Consider the following 16,579-nt stretch of genomic DNA (forward strand, 5'->3'; position numbering starts at 1 on the left):
TGTTTGCTCAAGATTGTATTCCGGCACGTAGCGGCACAAAGCGCACGGCCTCTAATTCAGTACGTTTCCAGCTGGCCGCGCCCGTGCGTTCGATGAGCACCAGGCGCTGGTTCGAGCCCCCTTCGGGAGCGATCAGGCGTCCCCCCGGCGCGAGCTGCGAGAGCAACGCTTGCGGGATGGTCAGGCCGGCGGCAGCCACAACGATAGCATCGAAAGGCGCCACGCCGGGCAGGCCCAGCATGCCATCGCCGTAGATCAGGCGGATGCGCGTGGTGAGCCGCAAGGCGCGCAGATGCTCGCGCGCCAGCTCGTAGAGTCCGCGGATGCGTTCGATGGAATGCACCTCGCGCACGAACTGCGCCAGCACCGCGGCCTGGTAGCCGCAGCCGGCGCCGACTTCCAGCACGCGGGTGGGCGTGCGGTCTTCGCAGATGGCGGCGATCATGCGCGCCACCACCCAGGGTTGTGAAATGGTTTGCGAATGGCCGATGGGCAGCGCGGCGTCTTCGTAGGCGCGGCTGGCCAGCGCTTCGTCGACGAACAAGTGGCGCGGCACCGCGGCCATCGCGTTGAGCACGCGCTCGTCGGTGGCGCCCTGGCTGCGCAGGCGCTGCACCATGGCCTGGCGCAGGCGATCGGAGTTCAGGCCCAGGTTGCCGCCCGCGGCGGGCGTGGGCGCCTTGGCCTGGCTTTGCAGGGTGGCGGCGGACACCCGGGTGTTGCTGTTGGCGGGCGTGACGCCCGGGCTGAGCCGGCCAGAGTCGTAGCGGACCGGGCTGGGCCGCCCGGGTACCGCCTGCGAGACGTCCGGCTGGCTTATGCGTCGGCGCATAGCGGCTCCGCCCAGGTCCGGATCTCGTCGAGCTGGCTGTGCTGGGTCAGGTCCAGCCGCAAGGGCGTGACCGACACCATGCCCTGCGCGACCGCGTGGAAGTCGGTGCCCGGCGTGGCATCGGACGCCTGTCCCACCGGACCGATCCAGTAGACCGGATCGCCATACGGCGTGGTGGTGCGCACCACCGGCTGCGACGGATGGCGCTTGCCCAGGCGGGTGACCTGGAAGCCATGCATGTCGTCAAAGCGGCGGCTGGGGATGTTGACGTTCAGCAGCACCGGGGCGGCCAGCGGCTGGGCCAGCTGGCGTTCGACCACCAGGCGCGCGGCGCGGGCGGCCGATTCGATGTGTTCCCAGCCTTTTTCGGCCAGCGAGAAGGCAATGGACGGGATGCCGAACAGGTAGCCTTCGCTGGCGGCGGCCACGGTGCCCGAATAGAGCGTGTCGTCGCCCATGTTCGCGCCGTTGTTGATGCCGGACACGACCAGGTCGGGGCGCGTATCCATCAGGCCGGTCAAGGCCACGTGGACGCAATCGGACGGGGTGCCGTTGACGGCGATGAAGCCGTTGGAGGCCGTGCGCACCGACAGCGGGCGGTTCAGCGTCAGGGAGTTGGACGCGCCGCTGTGGTTGGTCTCGGGCGCGACGACGGTGAGCTCGCCCAGGCCCTGCAGCGCTGCTACCAGCGCTTCGAGGCCAGGGGCCGAATAACCATCATCGTTCGAAACCAGAATTCGCATTGTGCATCCGAAAGAAAATAAAACGCGGGTGGACCGGCTGGATTGTACCGTCCGCAGGCGTCGGCCGGATGGCCTCGCGCCAATCTGTCCCGCATTGCCCAATCGATAACCCGAATCCGGCCCAGCCGGCCGGCGAGGTAGAATCCGCAGCCATCAAGATCCACAACAACACAACGACAACGGACGCTCACTCCCTATGGCGATCACCGAACCCTCCCTGGCGTTCACCGCGGCGCTCATCCTGCTGGCCTACCTGATCGGCTCCGTGCCGTTCGCCGTGGTGGTCAGCAAACTCATGGGACTGCAGGACCCCCGCAGCTACGGTTCGAAGAACCCGGGCGCCACCAATGTGCTGCGCACCGGCAACAAGACCGCCGCCGCGCTGACGCTGCTGGGCGACGCCGCCAAGGGCTGGTTCGCCGTATGGCTGGCCGAGAAGCTGGCCCCCGGCATCGCGCCGTGGCCGCTGGCCGCCGTCGTCGTGGCGGCCTTCCTGGGCCATCTGTACCCGGTTTTCCTGGGATTCAAGGGCGGCAAGGGCGTGGCCACCGCCCTGGGCGTGCTGGTCGCGATCCAGCCCTGGCTGGCGGTTGCCACCGCCGCGACCTGGCTGATCATCGCGATCTTTTTCCGCTATTCGTCCCTGGCGTCGCTGGTGGCGGCCTTTTTTGCCCCGGTCTATTACGTGTTCGGGTCGGGCATGGCCTGGTATGCCCAGCCGGCCCTGGGCGTCGCGCTGGCGGTCATCGGCGTGCTGTTGTTCTACCGCCACCGCGCCAATATCACGCGCCTGGTGCAAGGCACGGAAAGCCGCATCGGCGGCGGCAAGAAGCAGTAATCCCTGGCAGCCGGCGCCGCCGGCTGCATCCCGCCCGCGCCGGGCACCGGGCGTGCCTGGCCGTCCTCCCCCTCTTCCCGCACCCGCTTCAGGCGATATCGGCCAGGTCCCAGCGTGGCCGGATGGTGAAGCTGTGCGCATCGGCGTCCAGCGTGACCAGCCCCGCCTTGACCCGCTCGGCCGCCGCAAAGGCGATCATGGCGCCGTTGTCCGTACACAACGCCAGCGGCGGGAAATAGGCCTGCGCCTTCAGGGGCTTGAGCGCCGCGGCCAGCTTGGCGCGCAGCAGCTGATTGGCCCCCACCCCGCCGGCCACCACCAGCCGGCGCAAGCCGGTCTGCTTCAAGGCGCGGATGGACTTGGCCGCCAGCACTTCCACGATCGCGGCCTGGGTGGCCGCCGCCAGGTCGGCGCGGGTCTGGTCATCAAGCGTGCCGGTCTGCTGCTCGGCCGCCTTGACGCGGGTCAGCACCGCGGTCTTCAAGCCGCTGAAACTGAAATCCAGGTCGCCGCTGTGCAGCATGGGCCGGGGCAGATCGAACCGGCTGGCGTTGCCGCGATCCGCCAGGCGGGCCAGCGCGGGGCCGCCGGGGTAGCCCAGGCCCATCAGCTTGGCCGACTTGTCGAAGGCCTCGCCCGCGGCGTCGTCCAGGGTTTCGCCCAGCAATTCGTAGCGCCCCACACCGTCGACCCGCATCAACTGCGTATGGCCGCCCGACACCAGCAACGCCACGAACGGGAATTCGGGACGAGGATCGGCCAGCATCGGCGACAGCAGGTGGCCTTCGAGGTGATGGATGGGAATGGCGGGCAGGTGGCGCGACCAGGCGAACGACTGCGCCACGCTCGCGCCCACCAGCAGCGCCCCGGCCAGGCCCGGACCTGCCGTGTAGGCCACCGCGTCGATGTCGGACATGGCCAGGCCGGCCTCTTCCAATACCTGGCGGGTCAGCGGCACCACGCGCCGGATGTGGTCGCGCGAAGCGAGTTCAGGCACCACGCCCCCGTATTCCTGGTGCATGGCGATCTGGGTGTGCAGGGCATGCGCGAGCAGGCCGCGTTCCGTACAGACGGCTGCGACGCCCGTTTCATCGCAGGAGCTTTCAAAGCCGAGAATAATCATGGCGGCAGAGTTTACAACTGATGCGAAAATACGCCCGTTTACAAATAGTCGAGGGCGCCGACGCCCTCACCTGACAACCTGAGCCTGCAAGCACCCTGGGGATAAGAATGCTGGAGAAGCTATTCAAGCTGCGTGAACACGGCACGACCGCAAGAACCGAAATCGTGGCCGGCCTGACGACATTCCTGACCATGTCGTACATCATCTTCGTGAACCCGGACATCCTGTCGTCCACCGGCATGGACCGCAGCGCCGTGTTCGTCGCCACCTGCCTGGCGGCCGCGCTGGGCTCGCTGGTGATGGCACTGATCGCCAACTGGCCCATCGGCATGGCCCCCGGCATGGGCCTGAATGCGTTCTTCGCCTTCACCGTGGTCAAGACCATGGGCTACACCTGGGAGCAGGCGCTGGGCGCGGTGTTCATCTCGGGCGTGATTTTCCTGATCCTGACCATCTCCGGCATCCGGGTCTGGCTGGTCAAGGGCATCCCGCATTCGCTGCGCAGCGCCATCGCCGCCGGCATCGGGCTGTTCCTGGCCATTATCGCGCTGTCCAGCGCCGGCATCGTGGTGGCGCACCCCGCCACCAAGGTCACCCTGGGCGACCTGACCGCGCCGGGGCCGCTGTTCGCCATCCTGGGCTTTTTCATCATCGCCTCGCTGGACGCGCTGCGCGTGCGCGGCGCGATCCTGATCGGCATCCTGGTGGTCACCGTGCTGTCCATGGGGCTGGGCTACAACGAATTCAAGGGCGTGTTCGCCGCGCCGCCCAGCCTGGCGCCGACGCTGTTCAAGATGGACATCCTGGGCGCCCTGCACACCGGCTTCGTGCACGTCATCCTGGTGTTCGTGCTGGTCGAGGTGTTCGACGCCACCGGCACGCTGGTCGGCGTGGCCAAGCGTGCGGGACTGATGCCCGAAGGCCGCCCCAACCGCCTGGGCCGCGCCCTGTTCGCCGACAGTACCGCCATCGTGGCCGGCTCGATGCTGGGGACCAGCAGCACCACCGCCTATGTCGAAAGCGCCTCGGGCGTGCAGGCCGGTGGCCGCACCGGCCTGACGGCACTGGTCGTGGCCCTGCTGTTCCTGGCCGCGTTGTTCATTTCGCCGCTGGCCGGCGCCGTGCCCGCCTACGCCACCGCGCCCGCCCTGCTCTACGTGGCCGGCCTGATGATGCGCGAACTGATCGACATCGACTGGAACGACGTCTGCGAAGCCACCCCGGCCGCGCTGACCGCCCTGGTCATGCCCTTCACGTATTCCATCGCCAACGGCATTGCCTTCGGTTTCATCAGCTACGTGGTGCTCAAGACCGCCACGGGCCGTGTGCGCGACGTGCATCCAGCGACCTGGCTGGTGGCGATCCTGTTCGTGATCCGCTACGCGTTCTTCCCGGAATAAGCCCCTGCTGCGGGCGCCGGCCCGCTTGCAACCCGCCGCCGCAGGCCCCACGGGCCGCGGCGGTTTTTCTTTGGGGATGCCGTCAGGCCACGACGGCCTGCCACAGCGCCCCGGCCAGGTACATGCCCACCCCGAATACGGCATGCGTGGCCACGCTGCGCAGGCAATTCTTCAGCGGTGTCGGCGTGCGCGATGCCGCAAATCCCGCCCCCATCGCTGGCTGCATCACGAACAGCGGCACCACCACGGTGGCGACCCCCACGGCCAGCGCCGGCAGCAAACGGGGATGATGCAGCCAGGCCACGCCATAGATGGCGACCAGCAGCCCCGCGAACGCCAGGCCCACGGCGTAGTGAATCGCCCAGCCCAGCGCCGCCTCGCCGCGTATCGGCGCCGACCGCCCGATACCCGCGTGGGCAAAGCGGCCCCGACCCAGGTGGCCGGCCCAGCGGCCCACCAGGGCGTAATTCAGCGTCGGCACGCCCAGGCGCTTCAAGATCCACGACCACACATCCATGACGGCCGTCGCGCCGACCCCCACCCACACCACGCCCGCCACTTCGTTCATGCCCAGTCCTTTGCGATTGATGAATACTGCGATGGCAGGCATGATAGAAGTTGAAGTCAACTTCAAGTCAATGGGTAAGGCATGGACATTTCCGAAGTCGCCCGGCGCACGGGCATGGCGGCCTCTACGCTGCGGTTTTATGAGAAACAAGGCCTGATCTCGGCGACCAGCCCGGCCGGCCAGCGGCGGCGCTTTGCGCCGGACGTGCTGGACCAATTGGCGCTGATCGCCCTGGGCCAGGCCGGCGGCCTTTCGCTGGATGAAATCCGCGCCATGCTGCCCGTTGATGGCGCGGTGCAGGTCGACCGGCAGGTGCTGCTGGCCAAGGCCGACGACATCGATGCGACCATCAAGCGCCTGCGTGCCATGAGCCAGGGGCTGCGCCATGCCGCCCAATGCCCGGCCCCCCACCACGCGCAATGCCCGACCTTCCAGCGCTTGCTGAAGGCCGCCGCGGCGGGTCGGCTAAAGCGCAGCCCTGCCCAGGTTCGCGAACCGCGACACAACGCCGCCGTCCGCTGAGGCCCCATCGACGCATCACCCGGCCCGCTGCTGGCGCCGGGCGACTACGCGTCGGCCGCCGTCCACACCGCCAGCTCATAGCCATCCGGATCGGTGAAATGAAAGCGCCGCCCGCCAGGAAAGCCGAAAGCGTCGCGGCTGATGCGCCCGCCCGCGGCCTGCACGCGTTGCTGCGCGTCGGCCAGGTCGTCGGCGTACAGGATCACCAGCGGGCCACCCGGCCGCACCGGTTCGCCGGTGGTGAAGCCGCCGGTCAGCCGGCCGTCGGTGAATTCGGTGTAGGTGGGACCGTAGTCAGTGAAGGTCCAGCCGAACGCGGCGCCGTAGAACGCCTTGCTGCGCGCGATATCGGCCACATTGAATTCGATGTTGTCGATCTGGTGGTTCTTGCCTCTGGCGCCCATGGGGATCTCCTGCGAAATGGAAAACGACCCCGGATGATCGCCGAAACCAGACCGCGCGTCTTGAACAAAACGGCCAAGGCCGCGCCAGCGCGCAGCCACGCCACAGGACGGCACCGATCCGCCTTACCCCACCGCCTGCGCCCGCAGTTGCGACGGCGTCATGCCGCAAAGCGCCTTCACCTCGCGGCTCAGGTGCGCCTGGTCCGCATACTGGGCCTGGGCCGCCAGGCCCGCCAGGCTCGCCTGGGGCGCTTGTCGCAGCAGGCCGACGAAACGCTGCAGCCGCAGGATGCGTTCAAGCATCTTGGGCCCATACCCGAAGTGATCCAGGCAGAGACGGCGCAGGCTGCGTGCGCTCAGGTCCAGGGCCTGGCCCGTACGAAGCCCCGCAAGATCGGCGGCCGCCAGGCTGCTGAACAGATGCGCGGCGCGCCGCGATGACGCCGCCGGCGCCAGCGCGTCGGACTCGTGCACCGCCTGCCGCGCCAAGCTGTCCTGCAGCACGCGTATCTGGGCGTCGGGCGTGGCGCAATTGCGCAGGCGCTGGGCGATGTGGCCCGCCCGGCGGTCGCCCCAGAGGTCGTCCAGGCCCACGCGGCGCCCGACCAGCTCGGACAAGGGCACCCCCAACCAATTGCGCGCCGCCCCTGGCTGGAACCGCAGACCCAGCACGCGGGCGCCAGGCGCCAGTTGCGGGCGTGCGGCGACGACATCGGGGCCCACCACGCACAGACGCCCGCCCACCCACAGAATGTCCACACAGCCGTCGGGCAGGACGGCCACGTCGCCGCTTTGCCCGGGCGCCAGTTCGCTCGACCACGCGCACAGGAAATGGGCGCGCAGCGGCGCAAGCGGCGCGGTTTCGCGATAGGCCCCGGTCATGCCGGCGACGGCGGGCACCTCGTCGGGGCGGAAAGAATCGGAACGCGAACGGCAGGTCATGGTACGTGCGGGAGGGTCGACATGACCACTATACCGGTGCGGCTGGCCTGCATCGTCAACCCGGCGGGCAATGGCCGCCATTGACGTGCGCTATCAACCCGACGGCCCTCATGGTTGCTGGCGGACACGGTTGAATTCGCCGATACACTCCCCATGTATATAGGACTATGGAGTCAATCTTGCGCCGCTACCCGATGGTTTCTTCCTGTTCCGCCTTCTGCGCCGAGCGTCGCGCATGAGCACCCTGGCCCGTATTCCCTTTTCGGTGCTGGACCTGGCCCCGATCGTGCAAGGCCGCGATGCCGCCGATGCCTTCCGCAACAGCGTCGCGGTGGCGCAGCACGTCGAACGCCTGGGCTACAAGCGCTTCTGGCTGGCCGAGCACCACAACATCAACGGCGTGGCCAGCAGCGCCACGGCGGTGCTGATCGGCCATATCGCCTCGCACACGAATACCCTGCGCGTGGGCTCGGGCGGCGTGATGCTGCCCAACCATGCGCCGCTGATCATCGCCGAACAGTTCGGCACGCTCGAAACCCTGTACCCCGGCCGCATCGACCTGGGCCTGGGCCGTGCGCCCGGCAGCGACGGTGCCACGCAGCATGCGCTGCGCCGCGGTCCGCGCAGCGGCCTGGAATTTCCGGCGCTGGTCGAAGAGTTGCGCGGGTTCCTGGCGGCATCGCGGCCCGGCCAGCCGGTGCGCGCCATACCCGGCGAAGGCCTGGACATTCCCATCTGGCTGCTGGGTTCCAGCGACTTCAGCGCCCGGCTGGCGGCCGAACTGGGCCTGCCGTTCTCGTTTGCCGGCCACTTTTCGCCGGAAGGCATGGCCGCCATGCGGCTGTACCGCCACCTGTTCAAGCCGTCGGAAACGCTGGCCCGCCCCTACGCCATGATCGGCGTGCCGGTGGTGGCTGCCGAGACCGACGAAGCCGCCCGGCGCCAGGCCACCACGCAGCAGCTCAAGTTCCTGTCGCTGGTGCGCGGCAACCGCCTGCAATTGCAGCCGCCGGTGGACAGCATGGAAGGTCTGTGGAACGAATGGGAGCGCGAGGCGGTCAATCAACGTCTGGGCGCGGCCATCGTGGGCGGCCCCGAAACCGTCAGGCGCCGGCTCGAAGCCCTGGTCGCGGAAACCGAGGCCGATGAAGTCATGATCGTGTCCGACTTCTACGACATAGCCGACCGCCTGCGCTCGTTCGAGATCGTCGCGTCGATCAAAGCCTGACGCCAACCATTGCGACGCAAGCGGTCCCCGCTCTACTATGGGCTTGCGGGTACCGGCAAGACCGCGTCGCCGAATCAGCTCCGGGGCAGGCAACCCCCGGATCTCTGACACCGACTTTTTTGCGCCGCGCCAGCGGCAAGGATTCCAAAATGAGTATTGTTGAACTCACCAAAGACAGCTTCCAGGAAGCCATTACGCCGGACGGCACCCTGATCGTGGACTTCTGGGCGCCCTGGTGCGGCCCGTGCCGCGGCTTCGCGCCCGTCTTCGAGCAAGCCGCCACCGAGCATCCGGACGTGACGTTCGCCAAAGTGAACACCGACGTCGAACAGGAACTGGCCGGCGCGCTGGGTATCCGCTCGATCCCGACGCTGATGGTCTTCCGTGAAAAAGTCCTGCTGTTCTCGCAGCCGGGCGCCTTGTCGGGCGGACAGCTCAACGAGCTGCTGGCCAAGATCAAGGAAGTGGACATGGAAAAGGTCCACCAGGAAATCGCGGCGGCCCAAGACAGCCAGGACGCGTAAAGCACAAGGGCCCGCCAGGGCCCTTGTTGCATCGTGCCCAGCCGCTTTCAGCCCAACGCTTCCCAGGCCGCGCGGCCGCGCGTGATATTGGCGGCCGTGCTCTCCAGTTCGGCCACTGCCACGCGCGGTACCGTGAAATGCAGCGTCACGCCGTCCTGGGTGAAGTCTTCCTGCTGGATCGACGCCCCGGCCTGCGTCAGCCGCGACTTCAACAGCGGCAATTCGGCAAAGCCGCAATGGCATGAGATGGTGGCCAAGTCCACCACTTCGGTGCGCGGACCGTTGCGCAGGCAATTGGCAGCGCAGCCGCCATAGGCACGCACCAGCCCGCCCGCCCCCAGCTTGACGCCGCCGAACCAGCGCACCACCAGCACCGCCACGCGGTCCATGTCCTGCCCTTCGATGGCTTGCAGGATCGGCCGGCCCGCGGTGCCGCCCGGCTCGCCATCATCATTGAAGCGGTATTCCTGCCCGATGCGGTAGGCCCAGCAGTTGTGGGTGGCCTCGGGGTCGCTGTGCGCCGCGAAAAAGCGCATGGCCTCGTCCACGCTGGCAACCGGTGCGGCGTGGGCGGCAAAGCGGCTTTTCTTGATGTCTTCCTGGTGGGAACAGGCGGCGGTCAGCGTGTACGTCATAGCCCGGCATTGTAAGTGCTGGCGCAGGCCGGCCTGGTCCGCCTGCCCGCACCAGGCCGGTGTCAGCCGTGGCAGTCGGCCACTTCCTGGTCCAGGTAGACGTCGAACGCCACGTCACGCGCCCACTTGGCGGGCAGCGTCTTCCAGGCGCCGGCGCGCGACCACTCACGCATGCGTTCGCCCAGCCAGGCCTGCGCCGCGGTATCGGCGGCAGGCAGCAGCCAGACGCGCTCGTGGCGTGCGCCATCGGCGGCCAGCGTGGCCGAGAATTTCTTCCATTCGGGAAAGCGCATCAGCGGTTCCCACACGGCATCGTCAACCAGGCCGATGTCGCAGCTGCCCTCGCGCACGGCCACCAGCGCATCGGAGGGCACGCGATAGGTGCGCACCACCGCGCCCCAGCCTTGCGCCAGGGCCTGCGCGCCGACGGCCGCCTCGGCCATGCAGACGCTGCGCCCGCGCGCATCCGACGGCTGGCGCATCGCGGTGTCGCTGCGGATGACGGCCTTGGGACGGGCGGCATAGCCCGTGGGCAATGCCGCCACGCCTGCCGGCAACGGCGTGGCCGCGGGCTGGCTGCGGTCGGCCAGCACCACGTCGACCTCGCCCGCCGCCATGAGGCGCGCGGCATCGGCTGGCGCCACCTGGCGCAGGCTGAACGGCACGCCCAGGTCCTGCGCCAGTTTTTCCGCCATGGCGATGTCCAGTCCTTCGGGCGTGCGTATCTTGGCGCCGGCCACGGGCGCGGGCGCCAGGTAAGGCACGCCCACGACCAGTTCGCCACGCTGGCGCGCCGCGGTCAGGCCATCGGCCGGCGTCGTGCCGGCGGCGGCGGTGACGCACGCCGCCAGGCCAACAGCCAGCCATGCCAGGGGAAAGCGGCGCGTCATCCCTGCCCTCACACGTATTGGTAGCGCAGCAGCCGGTGCTTCAGGCGCTCGAGCACGAACTGATCGATCACCGCGGCCAGCACGGCAATGACCAGGATGTTGGTCATCACGCCGGTCATGTCGGCGATCTCGCCCGAATACGCCAGCGATCGTCCCAGCCCCTTGCCGAAACCGATCAGCATTTCGGCCGAGATCAACGCCCGCCAGGCATTGCCGAACGCCAGTTGCGCGCCGGTGATCAGTTCGGGCATCACGGCCGGCAGGTAGACCCGCTTGACCAGGCCCCACGGCGTCGCGCCCATGACACGGGCGGCCGACACATGCACGCGCTGCACCGATTCGGTGGCGTTCATGACGCTGAGCGCCGCCGGAAAGAACGCCGACAGCGCCACCACCACGATGATGGGCGTGTTGCCAAAGCCCATCACGATCAGGAACAGCGGCACCCACGCGATCGACGGAATCGATTGCAGGATGACGATGGCGCTGCGCAGCACTTCGCGAAAGAAGAACAGCACCGCGGCCACCAGGCCAAAGCCGATGCCCGCAGCCAGCGCCAGGCCGTAGCCGGCGCCCAGCCGGCCCAGCGTGCCCATCAGGCTTTGATGGAACGAGGACTTGCCCAGGTCTTCGAGCAGCCGCTGCACCACGGCGGGCACGCCCGGCATCAGGAAATCAGGCAGGGCGAACGCGGCCAACTGCCACAGCGCCAGGATGAAGACAACGCCCAGCACGCCCGCCAGATGCTTGCGGGCGCCGGTGACTCGGGTGGATGCGCTCAAAGCTTGCGAGCCTCTTGCCAGGACAGGTCGACGATGCTGGACACGTCATACGGCTTGCCGTCACGCGTCTTGAGCGAACCCTGGGCTTGCAGGATATCGGCGATTTCCTGCATGCGGCGCGTGTCCTTGTCGGTCAGCTTGGGGGTGAACACCTGGGTGCTGATGGCCTCGGCAATGACGGTCTCGCGCGGCAGTTCGCCGCGATGCAGCGTCTTGAGCGTGGGCTCGGCAATGAAGTAGGACGCGATCAGCCTGGAGGCCTGCGCGGGTTCCTTCTGCAGCAGCGTGATGGCCTGGTTCTGCGCGTCCAGCGCCTTCCAGACGTCATCCTTGCGCTTGGCCAGCGTTTCACCCGAGGTGATCACCACCATGCACGGGAACGGCCAGGCCTGGCCCACTTCGTAGATCTGCTTGACCGGCGCCACCAGCTGGGCAATGCGGTCGTAGGGTTCGAACAGGAAGGCGGCATCGACACGCTTGCCGACCAGCGACTGCACCGCCACCGCGGGGCTCACGCCCATCACGTTGACGTCGTCGGCGCCCAGGTTGCCCTGCTTGAGCACCACGCCCTTGAGCACCACGTCGGCCGTGCTGCCTTCGGCCTGCGAGGCCAGCGTCTTGCCCTTCAGGCCGGCAATGTCCTTGATGCCCGAATCGTCGCGCACGATCAGCGAGTGGTAGCCCTGCTGCGCGCCACCCACCACCTTCAGGTCCGCGCCCTTGGATGCCCACGCCACCGCGTTGGTGAAGCCCAGCACGCCGATATCGAGCTGGCCGCCGACGATGGCCTTGATGAGGTCGGTGCCCGACTTGAATTCGATCAGTTCGGAATCCAGGCCGGCCTTCTTGTAGTAGCCGCCCTCTTGCGCCACGATGGCCTGCGCATCGTCCATCACGCGCAGATAGCCGACGCGGAATTTCTCGGCGGCCATGGCGGGGGCCGCGGCCAACAAGGCCGCGGCGAGCGGCAGGGACAGCCATTGCTTGAATTTCATGGGAAATACTCCAGGGAATCAGGGATGGCCGGCGCCATCAGGCGCCGTCCGCAAAACCGGAAAATCGAAAGGAATCAGGCCGCCAGCGCCAAGTCAGCGGGTGCCACCGAGCCGTCGACCGCAATGCCCAGCAACCGCAGGATCTCGCGCTTTTCAATGGCCAGGTCCGACAGGTCGTGGGTCTTCGTGCGGTGGGCAAGGTTGAATTCGCGCAGCACCCGGGCCGGACGCGGGCTGAACACCACGATGCGATCGGCCAGGAACAGGGCTTCGTCGACGTCGTGGGTCACCAGCAGCACGGTCGGCTTTTCCTGGGCGATCAGCTGGCGCAGCACGTCTTGCAAGGCCAGCCGCGTCAGCGCGTCCAGCGCGCCGAAGGGCTCGTCCATCAACATGGTCTGCGGCTGGGCGATGAAGGCGCGCGCCAGGGCTGCGCGCTGACGCATGCCGCCGGACACCTGGTGCGGGTAATAGTGTTCGAAGCCGGACAGGCTGACGCGCGCCAGCCACTCGCGGGCGGCTTCGCGGGCGCGTTTCTTGGGCGTGTTCTGGAATTCCAGGGCCAGCGCCACGTTGTCTTGCAGCGTCAGCCAGGGATACAGCGCGTGCTCCTGGAACACGAGCGTGCGGCTGGGATGCGGGCCGGTCACGGGCTGGCCATCGGCCAGCACCTGCCCTTGCGTGGGCTTTTCCAGGCCGGCGGCCAGGTGCAGCAAGGTGGACTTGCCGCAGCCCGACGGGCCGACCAGCGCGACCAGCTCGCCGGTCTTGAATTCGCTGGAAAAGCCATCCACGACCGGCAGGTCGCCGAACTGCTTGTGGACGTGATCAAAGGTCAGGTTCATGGAACGAATCGTGCGCGCGTGGGGAACGGGCCTAATCTAACAATTCGTTATATGAACTCCAACGATCAATATTGAATGTCTTTAAGACTTTCAGTTATATGAATAAGGGTAAGCAACCCACACTAGGCGGTCGCCTGCGCCCGGCTGGCATGGCGTTGCAGGCCATAGGCGATCACGAAGCCCAGCAGTACCGCCACCGCGGCGGCCAGGAAGATCGCCGGATAGCCGAAACCGCCAGAGATATAACCGGCCACCGGCCCGGTGGCACCCAGCGCCAGGTCCAGGAAGGCGGAATACGCGCCCAGCGCCGCGCCGCGGCTGCCGGCAGGCACCCGCGCCACCGCCTCCACGCCGATGGCCGGGAACACCAGCGCAAATCCGCAGCCGGTCAGGGCGGCCCCCACCAGGGCCGCGGTGGGATTGGGCGCCAGCCACAGCAGCGCCAGCCCGGCCGCCTCGACCAGGAAAGACACCTGCGCGACCCGAAAGCCGCCGAACCGCGTGATGGTGCCCGCAAACAGCAGGCGCACCCCGATGAACGCGCAACCGAACGCACTGAGGGCATGGGCCGCGCCTTCCCAGGAGAAACTGGCGTAATACAGCGCCACGAAGGCCGCCAGCGTGCCGAAACCCACCGACCCCAGGCCCAGCGCCATGCCGTGCGGAAACACCCGCAGCACCACGCTCTTGAACGCCATGCGGTGGCCGCCGACGATGGCCACCGGTGCCCGCGCCACCGCCAGCCCCAGGCCGGCCAGGCCCAACAGCAGCACGGCCCCGCCCAGGGCGCCCATGCTCCATTCGGTTTCCAGGTACACGCCCAACGGCGCCCCCAGCGCCAGCCCGCCGTAGGTGCAGATGCCGTTCCAGGAGATCACCCGCGCCGTGTGCAGCGGACCGACCCGGGCGATGGCCCAGGTGGCCGACCCGGTGCCTACCCAGCTTTCACCAAAGCCCAGGGCCAGGCGGCTGACGATGATGGCGGACAGGCTGAGCCAGGCGCTGCGCTCGAAGGCATACGCCAAGAGCAGGAACACGCCACTGGCCGCGCAGGCGGCCATGCCGATGACCACGGTCTGCTTGGGCCCCACCGTATCGGCCATGCGGCCGGCGTGCGAGCGGCTGAGCAACGTTGCCACGTACTGCACGCTGATGGCCAGCCCCGCCAGCACCGAGCCGTAGCCCAGTTGCCCATGCACGTAGCCGGGCAGCACGGCCAGCGGCAGGCCGATGGCGAGATAGCAGATGAAGGTGAAAAAGGCGATCGCGACGATGCGCGCGGTCAATGCGAACGTCCCGATCGGCGCGCCGTCGGGCGTGGTGTGGGGTGTGGGAGACATGGCTACCGGAGAGGAGCCTGGCGCGACAGAGATGCCAGGGTTTACCCGAATGATAGCCCAGCAGGATTGCGGCAGGCTGAACGAGGTTCAACCTGCCGCCAGGCAAATCCAGGAATGCGTCTGAAAAGCGGGTCTGAAAAGCGGGCCGGATGCTGCCCGCCCCGTTTCAGGCGCTGGCCATCAGGCCTCGATGCCGCGCGAGGACAGGTAGTCTTCGTAGCCGCCGCGGTAATCGACGATCTCGCCCGTGGGCAGGATTTCGATCACGCGGGTGGCCAGGCCCGACACGAATTCGCGGTCGTGCGAGACGAACACCAGCGTGCCTTCGTACTTTTCCAGCGCGAACTGCAACGACTCGATCGATTCCATGTCCAGGTGGTTGGTCGGTTCGTCGAGCAGCATGACGTTGTGCCGGCCCAGCATCAGGCGGCCGAAGGTCATGCGGTTCTTTTCGCCGCCCGACAGCACCTTGGGCGCCTTGGGCAGGTCATCGGCCGAGAACAGCAGGCGGCCCAGCACCGAACGGATCGACTGGTCGTCGTCGCCCGGCTGGCGGTGGTCGCCCATCCAGTCCAGCAGGTTGATGTCGGTTTGCAGGAACTGGTCGGAGACGTCCTGGGCCATGTAGCCCAGGTCGGCGTTATCGGACCATTTCACGGTGCCCGAATCCGGCGCCAGTTCGGTGGCCAACAGGCGCAGCAAGGTGGTCTTGCCCACGCCGTTGGCGCCGATGATGGCGATCTTCTCGCCGGCATCGACCATGGCCGAGAAGTTGCGGATGACGGGCGCGTCGTAGGCCTTGGTCAGGTTCTCGACCGTGACGGCCAGGCGGTGCATGACCTTGTTCTGCTCGAAGCGGATGTACGGGTTCTGGCGCGACGACGGCTTGACCACGACCTGCTCGGCCTTGATGCGGTCGATCTGCTTCAGGCGCGAGGTGGCCTGGCGCGACTTGGACTTGTTGGCGGCGAAGCGGCGCACGAAGTCCTGCAGTTCGGCCACGCGTTCCTTGGCCTTGGCGTTGTTGGACACCAGGCGCTCGCGGGCCTGGGTCGAGGCCAGCATGTAGTCGTCGTAGTTGCCCGGATAAATGCGGATTTCGCCGTAGTCCAGGTCAGCCATGTGGGTGCAGACCTGGTTCAGGAAGTGACGATCGTGGCTGATGATGATCATCGTGCTCTGGTAGCTGTTGAGCACGTTTTCCAGCCAGCGGATCGTGTTGATGTCCAGGTTGTTGGTCGGTTCGTCCAGCAGCAGCACGTCGGGATTCGAGAACAGCGCCTGCGCCAGCAGCACGCGCAGCTTCCAGCCCGGCGCCACTTCGCGCATCGGCAGGTTGTGCTGGTCGACGGCGATTTCCAGGCCCAGCAGCAGCTCGCCGGCGCGGGCTTCGGCGGTGTAGCCGTCGTATTCGGCGAACTTGGCCTCGAGGTCGGCCGCGCGCATGTAGTCGTCTTCCGTGGCTTCCGGGTTCGCGTAGATGGCGTCACGCTCGGACATCGCGGCCCACATCTCGGTGTGGCCCATCATGACCACGTCCAGCACGCGCAGGTCTTCGAAGGCGAACTGGTCCTGGCGCAGCTTGCCCAGGCGCACGCCGGGTTCCAGCGACACATTGCCGGCCGACGACTCCAGGTCGCCGCCGATGATCTTCATGAACGTGGACTTGCCGGACCCGTTGGCCCCGATCAGCCCGTAGCGGTTGCCTTCCCCGAACTTGACGCTGACGTTCTCGAAAAGGGGCTTGGGACCGAACTGGATGGTGAGATTGGCGGTGGATATCACGGTGGTTTTGGCTGCGGGAGGAAGTGAGTTGCGAAGGTCGACGGCGTCCGGGGACGCATCCGGCGACAGCGCCCAAGGACGCATTCGGCGAAACCCGATAGTGTACCAAGCCCGGTCGACACGGGTGGCGGCGCTCCCTGCGCAACAAAGCGCATTGGGTCTATTCCCGTACCATTTGTTGTC

18 protein-coding genes are annotated in these 16,579 nt (G+C 67.5%); 5 read left to right on the plus strand and 13 right to left on the minus strand.

The genetic code is table 11. The features are described from left to right. Positions 1–7: 7 nt before the first annotated feature. Positions 8–832, minus strand: coding sequence for a protein-L-isoaspartate(D-aspartate) O-methyltransferase (locus ACUDP5_RS15205; protein ID WP_263913291.1), 825 nt, complete (start codon positions 830–832; stop codon positions 8–10). Then, positions 817–1,575: a 5'/3'-nucleotidase SurE gene (surE, locus tag ACUDP5_RS15210; protein ID WP_263913290.1), complete on the minus strand. Its 759-nt coding sequence runs from the start codon at positions 1,573–1,575 to the stop codon at positions 817–819. The genes ACUDP5_RS15205 and surE overlap by 16 nt, the downstream gene beginning before the upstream one ends. A 196-nt stretch (positions 1,576–1,771) precedes the next feature. Here surE and plsY point away from each other — a divergent pair, with 196 nt between their 5' ends. After that, positions 1,772–2,413: a glycerol-3-phosphate 1-O-acyltransferase PlsY gene (gene plsY / locus ACUDP5_RS15215; RefSeq protein ID WP_263913289.1), complete on the plus strand. Its 642-nt coding sequence runs from the start codon at positions 1,772–1,774 to the stop codon at positions 2,411–2,413. An 88-nt stretch (positions 2,414–2,501) separates the two neighbouring features. On the opposite strand, the gene tsaD is transcribed toward plsY, so the two are convergent. Continuing rightward, entirely contained in the window at positions 2,502–3,536 is a 1,035-nt protein-coding gene (tsaD, locus tag ACUDP5_RS15220) for a tRNA (adenosine(37)-N6)-threonylcarbamoyltransferase complex transferase subunit TsaD (RefSeq protein WP_445656459.1), read from the minus strand. Between the two features lie 107 nt (positions 3,537–3,643). Here tsaD and ACUDP5_RS15225 point away from each other — a divergent pair, with 107 nt between their 5' ends. After that, positions 3,644–4,936, plus strand: a complete 1,293-nt coding sequence (locus ACUDP5_RS15225) for an NCS2 family permease (protein ID WP_263913287.1) — start codon at positions 3,644–3,646, stop codon at positions 4,934–4,936. Between the two features lie 82 nt (positions 4,937–5,018). On the opposite strand, the gene ACUDP5_RS15230 is transcribed toward ACUDP5_RS15225, so the two are convergent. Then, positions 5,019–5,546: a DUF2938 domain-containing protein gene (locus ACUDP5_RS15230; RefSeq protein WP_445656460.1), complete on the minus strand. Its 528-nt coding sequence runs from the start codon at positions 5,544–5,546 to the stop codon at positions 5,019–5,021. A 39-nt stretch (positions 5,547–5,585) separates the two neighbouring features. On the opposite strand from ACUDP5_RS15230, the gene ACUDP5_RS15235 reads away from it, so the two are divergent. Further along, positions 5,586–6,026, plus strand: a complete 441-nt coding sequence (locus ACUDP5_RS15235; RefSeq protein ID WP_445656461.1) for a helix-turn-helix domain-containing protein — start codon at positions 5,586–5,588, stop codon at positions 6,024–6,026. Between the two features lie 44 nt (positions 6,027–6,070). Here the strand turns inward: ACUDP5_RS15235 and ACUDP5_RS15240 are convergent, their stop codons facing one another. Then, positions 6,071–6,430, minus strand: a complete 360-nt coding sequence (locus ACUDP5_RS15240; RefSeq protein ID WP_445656462.1) for a VOC family protein — start codon at positions 6,428–6,430, stop codon at positions 6,071–6,073. Between the two features lie 123 nt (positions 6,431–6,553). Next, positions 6,554–7,372 (minus strand): helix-turn-helix domain-containing protein, encoded by an 819-nt coding sequence (locus ACUDP5_RS15245; protein ID WP_445656463.1) that lies wholly within the window; start codon positions 7,370–7,372, stop codon positions 6,554–6,556. 235 nt (positions 7,373–7,607) lie between these two features. Here ACUDP5_RS15245 and ACUDP5_RS15250 point away from each other — a divergent pair, with 235 nt between their 5' ends. Together ACUDP5_RS15250 and ACUDP5_RS15255 are read left to right on the plus strand one after the other, a co-directional pair. Then, positions 7,608–8,600, plus strand: coding sequence for an LLM class flavin-dependent oxidoreductase (locus ACUDP5_RS15250; protein WP_445656464.1), 993 nt, complete (start codon positions 7,608–7,610; stop codon positions 8,598–8,600). A 149-nt stretch (positions 8,601–8,749) separates the two neighbouring features. Next, entirely contained in the window at positions 8,750–9,124 is a 375-nt protein-coding gene (locus tag ACUDP5_RS15255; protein WP_006388150.1) for a thioredoxin family protein, read from the plus strand. A 47-nt stretch (positions 9,125–9,171) separates the two neighbouring features. Here ACUDP5_RS15255 and ACUDP5_RS15260 read toward each other — a convergent pair whose 3' ends face one another. The 7 genes from ACUDP5_RS15260 to ACUDP5_RS15290 all read right to left on the minus strand — a co-directional run bounded on the left by ACUDP5_RS15260 (position 9,172) and on the right by ACUDP5_RS15290 (position 16,396). Further along, entirely contained in the window at positions 9,172–9,759 is a 588-nt protein-coding gene (locus ACUDP5_RS15260; RefSeq protein WP_445656465.1) for an IMPACT family protein, read from the minus strand. A 62-nt stretch (positions 9,760–9,821) separates the two neighbouring features. Then, a complete protein-coding gene (locus tag ACUDP5_RS15265; protein ID WP_445656466.1) occupies positions 9,822–10,649 on the minus strand; it encodes a transporter substrate-binding domain-containing protein in 828 nt (275 codons plus the stop codon). 8 nt (positions 10,650–10,657) lie between these two features. Continuing rightward, the gene (locus ACUDP5_RS15270) at positions 10,658–11,431 is read right to left on the minus strand and encodes an ABC transporter permease (protein ID WP_445656467.1); all 774 of its coding nucleotides are present in this window, start codon (positions 11,429–11,431) and stop codon (positions 10,658–10,660) included. Continuing rightward, positions 11,428–12,426, minus strand: a complete 999-nt coding sequence (locus ACUDP5_RS15275) for an ABC transporter substrate-binding protein (RefSeq protein ID WP_263913280.1) — start codon at positions 12,424–12,426, stop codon at positions 11,428–11,430. The genes ACUDP5_RS15270 and ACUDP5_RS15275 overlap by 4 nt, the downstream gene beginning before the upstream one ends. Before the next feature lie 74 nt (positions 12,427–12,500). Continuing rightward, on the minus strand, positions 12,501–13,271 hold the full coding sequence (locus ACUDP5_RS15280) for an ABC transporter ATP-binding protein (RefSeq protein ID WP_263913279.1): 771 nt from the start codon (positions 13,269–13,271) through the stop codon (positions 12,501–12,503). 122 nt (positions 13,272–13,393) lie between these two features. Beyond that, the gene (locus ACUDP5_RS15285) at positions 13,394–14,611 is read right to left on the minus strand and encodes an MFS transporter (protein ID WP_263913278.1); all 1,218 of its coding nucleotides are present in this window, start codon (positions 14,609–14,611) and stop codon (positions 13,394–13,396) included. 180 nt (positions 14,612–14,791) lie between these two features. Continuing rightward, positions 14,792–16,396: an ABC-F family ATPase gene (locus ACUDP5_RS15290; protein ID WP_263913277.1), complete on the minus strand. Its 1,605-nt coding sequence runs from the start codon at positions 16,394–16,396 to the stop codon at positions 14,792–14,794. Between the last annotated feature and the right edge of the window lie 183 nt (positions 16,397–16,579).

This window comes from Achromobacter sp. NCFB-sbj8-Ac1-l (genome assembly GCF_052695805.1).

Bases quoted from the DNA above. Each gene is read 5' to 3' on its own strand.
- ACUDP5_RS15205 (WP_263913291.1), bottom strand. From the start codon at position 832: ATGCGCCGACGCATAAGCCAGCCGGACGTCTCGCAGGCGGTACCCGGG.
- surE (WP_263913290.1), bottom strand. From the start codon at position 1,575: ATGCGAATTCTGGTTTCGAACGATGATGGTTATTCGGCCCCTGGCCTC.
- plsY (WP_263913289.1), top strand. From the start codon at position 1,772: ATGGCGATCACCGAACCCTCCCTGGCGTTCACCGCGGCGCTCATCCTG.
- tsaD (WP_445656459.1), bottom strand. From the start codon at position 3,536: ATGATTATTCTCGGCTTTGAAAGCTCCTGCGATGAAACGGGCGTCGCA.
- ACUDP5_RS15225 (WP_263913287.1), top strand. From the start codon at position 3,644: ATGCTGGAGAAGCTATTCAAGCTGCGTGAACACGGCACGACCGCAAGA.
- ACUDP5_RS15230 (WP_445656460.1), bottom strand. From the start codon at position 5,546: ATGCCTGCCATCGCAGTATTCATCAATCGCAAAGGACTGGGCATGAAC.
- ACUDP5_RS15235 (WP_445656461.1), top strand. From the start codon at position 5,586: ATGGACATTTCCGAAGTCGCCCGGCGCACGGGCATGGCGGCCTCTACG.
- ACUDP5_RS15240 (WP_445656462.1), bottom strand. From the start codon at position 6,430: ATGGGCGCCAGAGGCAAGAACCACCAGATCGACAACATCGAATTCAAT.
- ACUDP5_RS15245 (WP_445656463.1), bottom strand. From the start codon at position 7,372: ATGACCTGCCGTTCGCGTTCCGATTCTTTCCGCCCCGACGAGGTGCCC.
- ACUDP5_RS15250 (WP_445656464.1), top strand. From the start codon at position 7,608: ATGAGCACCCTGGCCCGTATTCCCTTTTCGGTGCTGGACCTGGCCCCG.
- ACUDP5_RS15255 (WP_006388150.1), top strand. From the start codon at position 8,750: ATGAGTATTGTTGAACTCACCAAAGACAGCTTCCAGGAAGCCATTACG.
- ACUDP5_RS15260 (WP_445656465.1), bottom strand. From the start codon at position 9,759: ATGACGTACACGCTGACCGCCGCCTGTTCCCACCAGGAAGACATCAAG.
- ACUDP5_RS15265 (WP_445656466.1), bottom strand. From the start codon at position 10,649: ATGACGCGCCGCTTTCCCCTGGCATGGCTGGCTGTTGGCCTGGCGGCG.
- ACUDP5_RS15275 (WP_263913280.1), bottom strand. From the start codon at position 12,426: ATGAAATTCAAGCAATGGCTGTCCCTGCCGCTCGCCGCGGCCTTGTTG.
- ACUDP5_RS15280 (WP_263913279.1), bottom strand. From the start codon at position 13,271: ATGAACCTGACCTTTGATCACGTCCACAAGCAGTTCGGCGACCTGCCG.
- ACUDP5_RS15285 (WP_263913278.1), bottom strand. From the start codon at position 14,611: ATGTCTCCCACACCCCACACCACGCCCGACGGCGCGCCGATCGGGACG.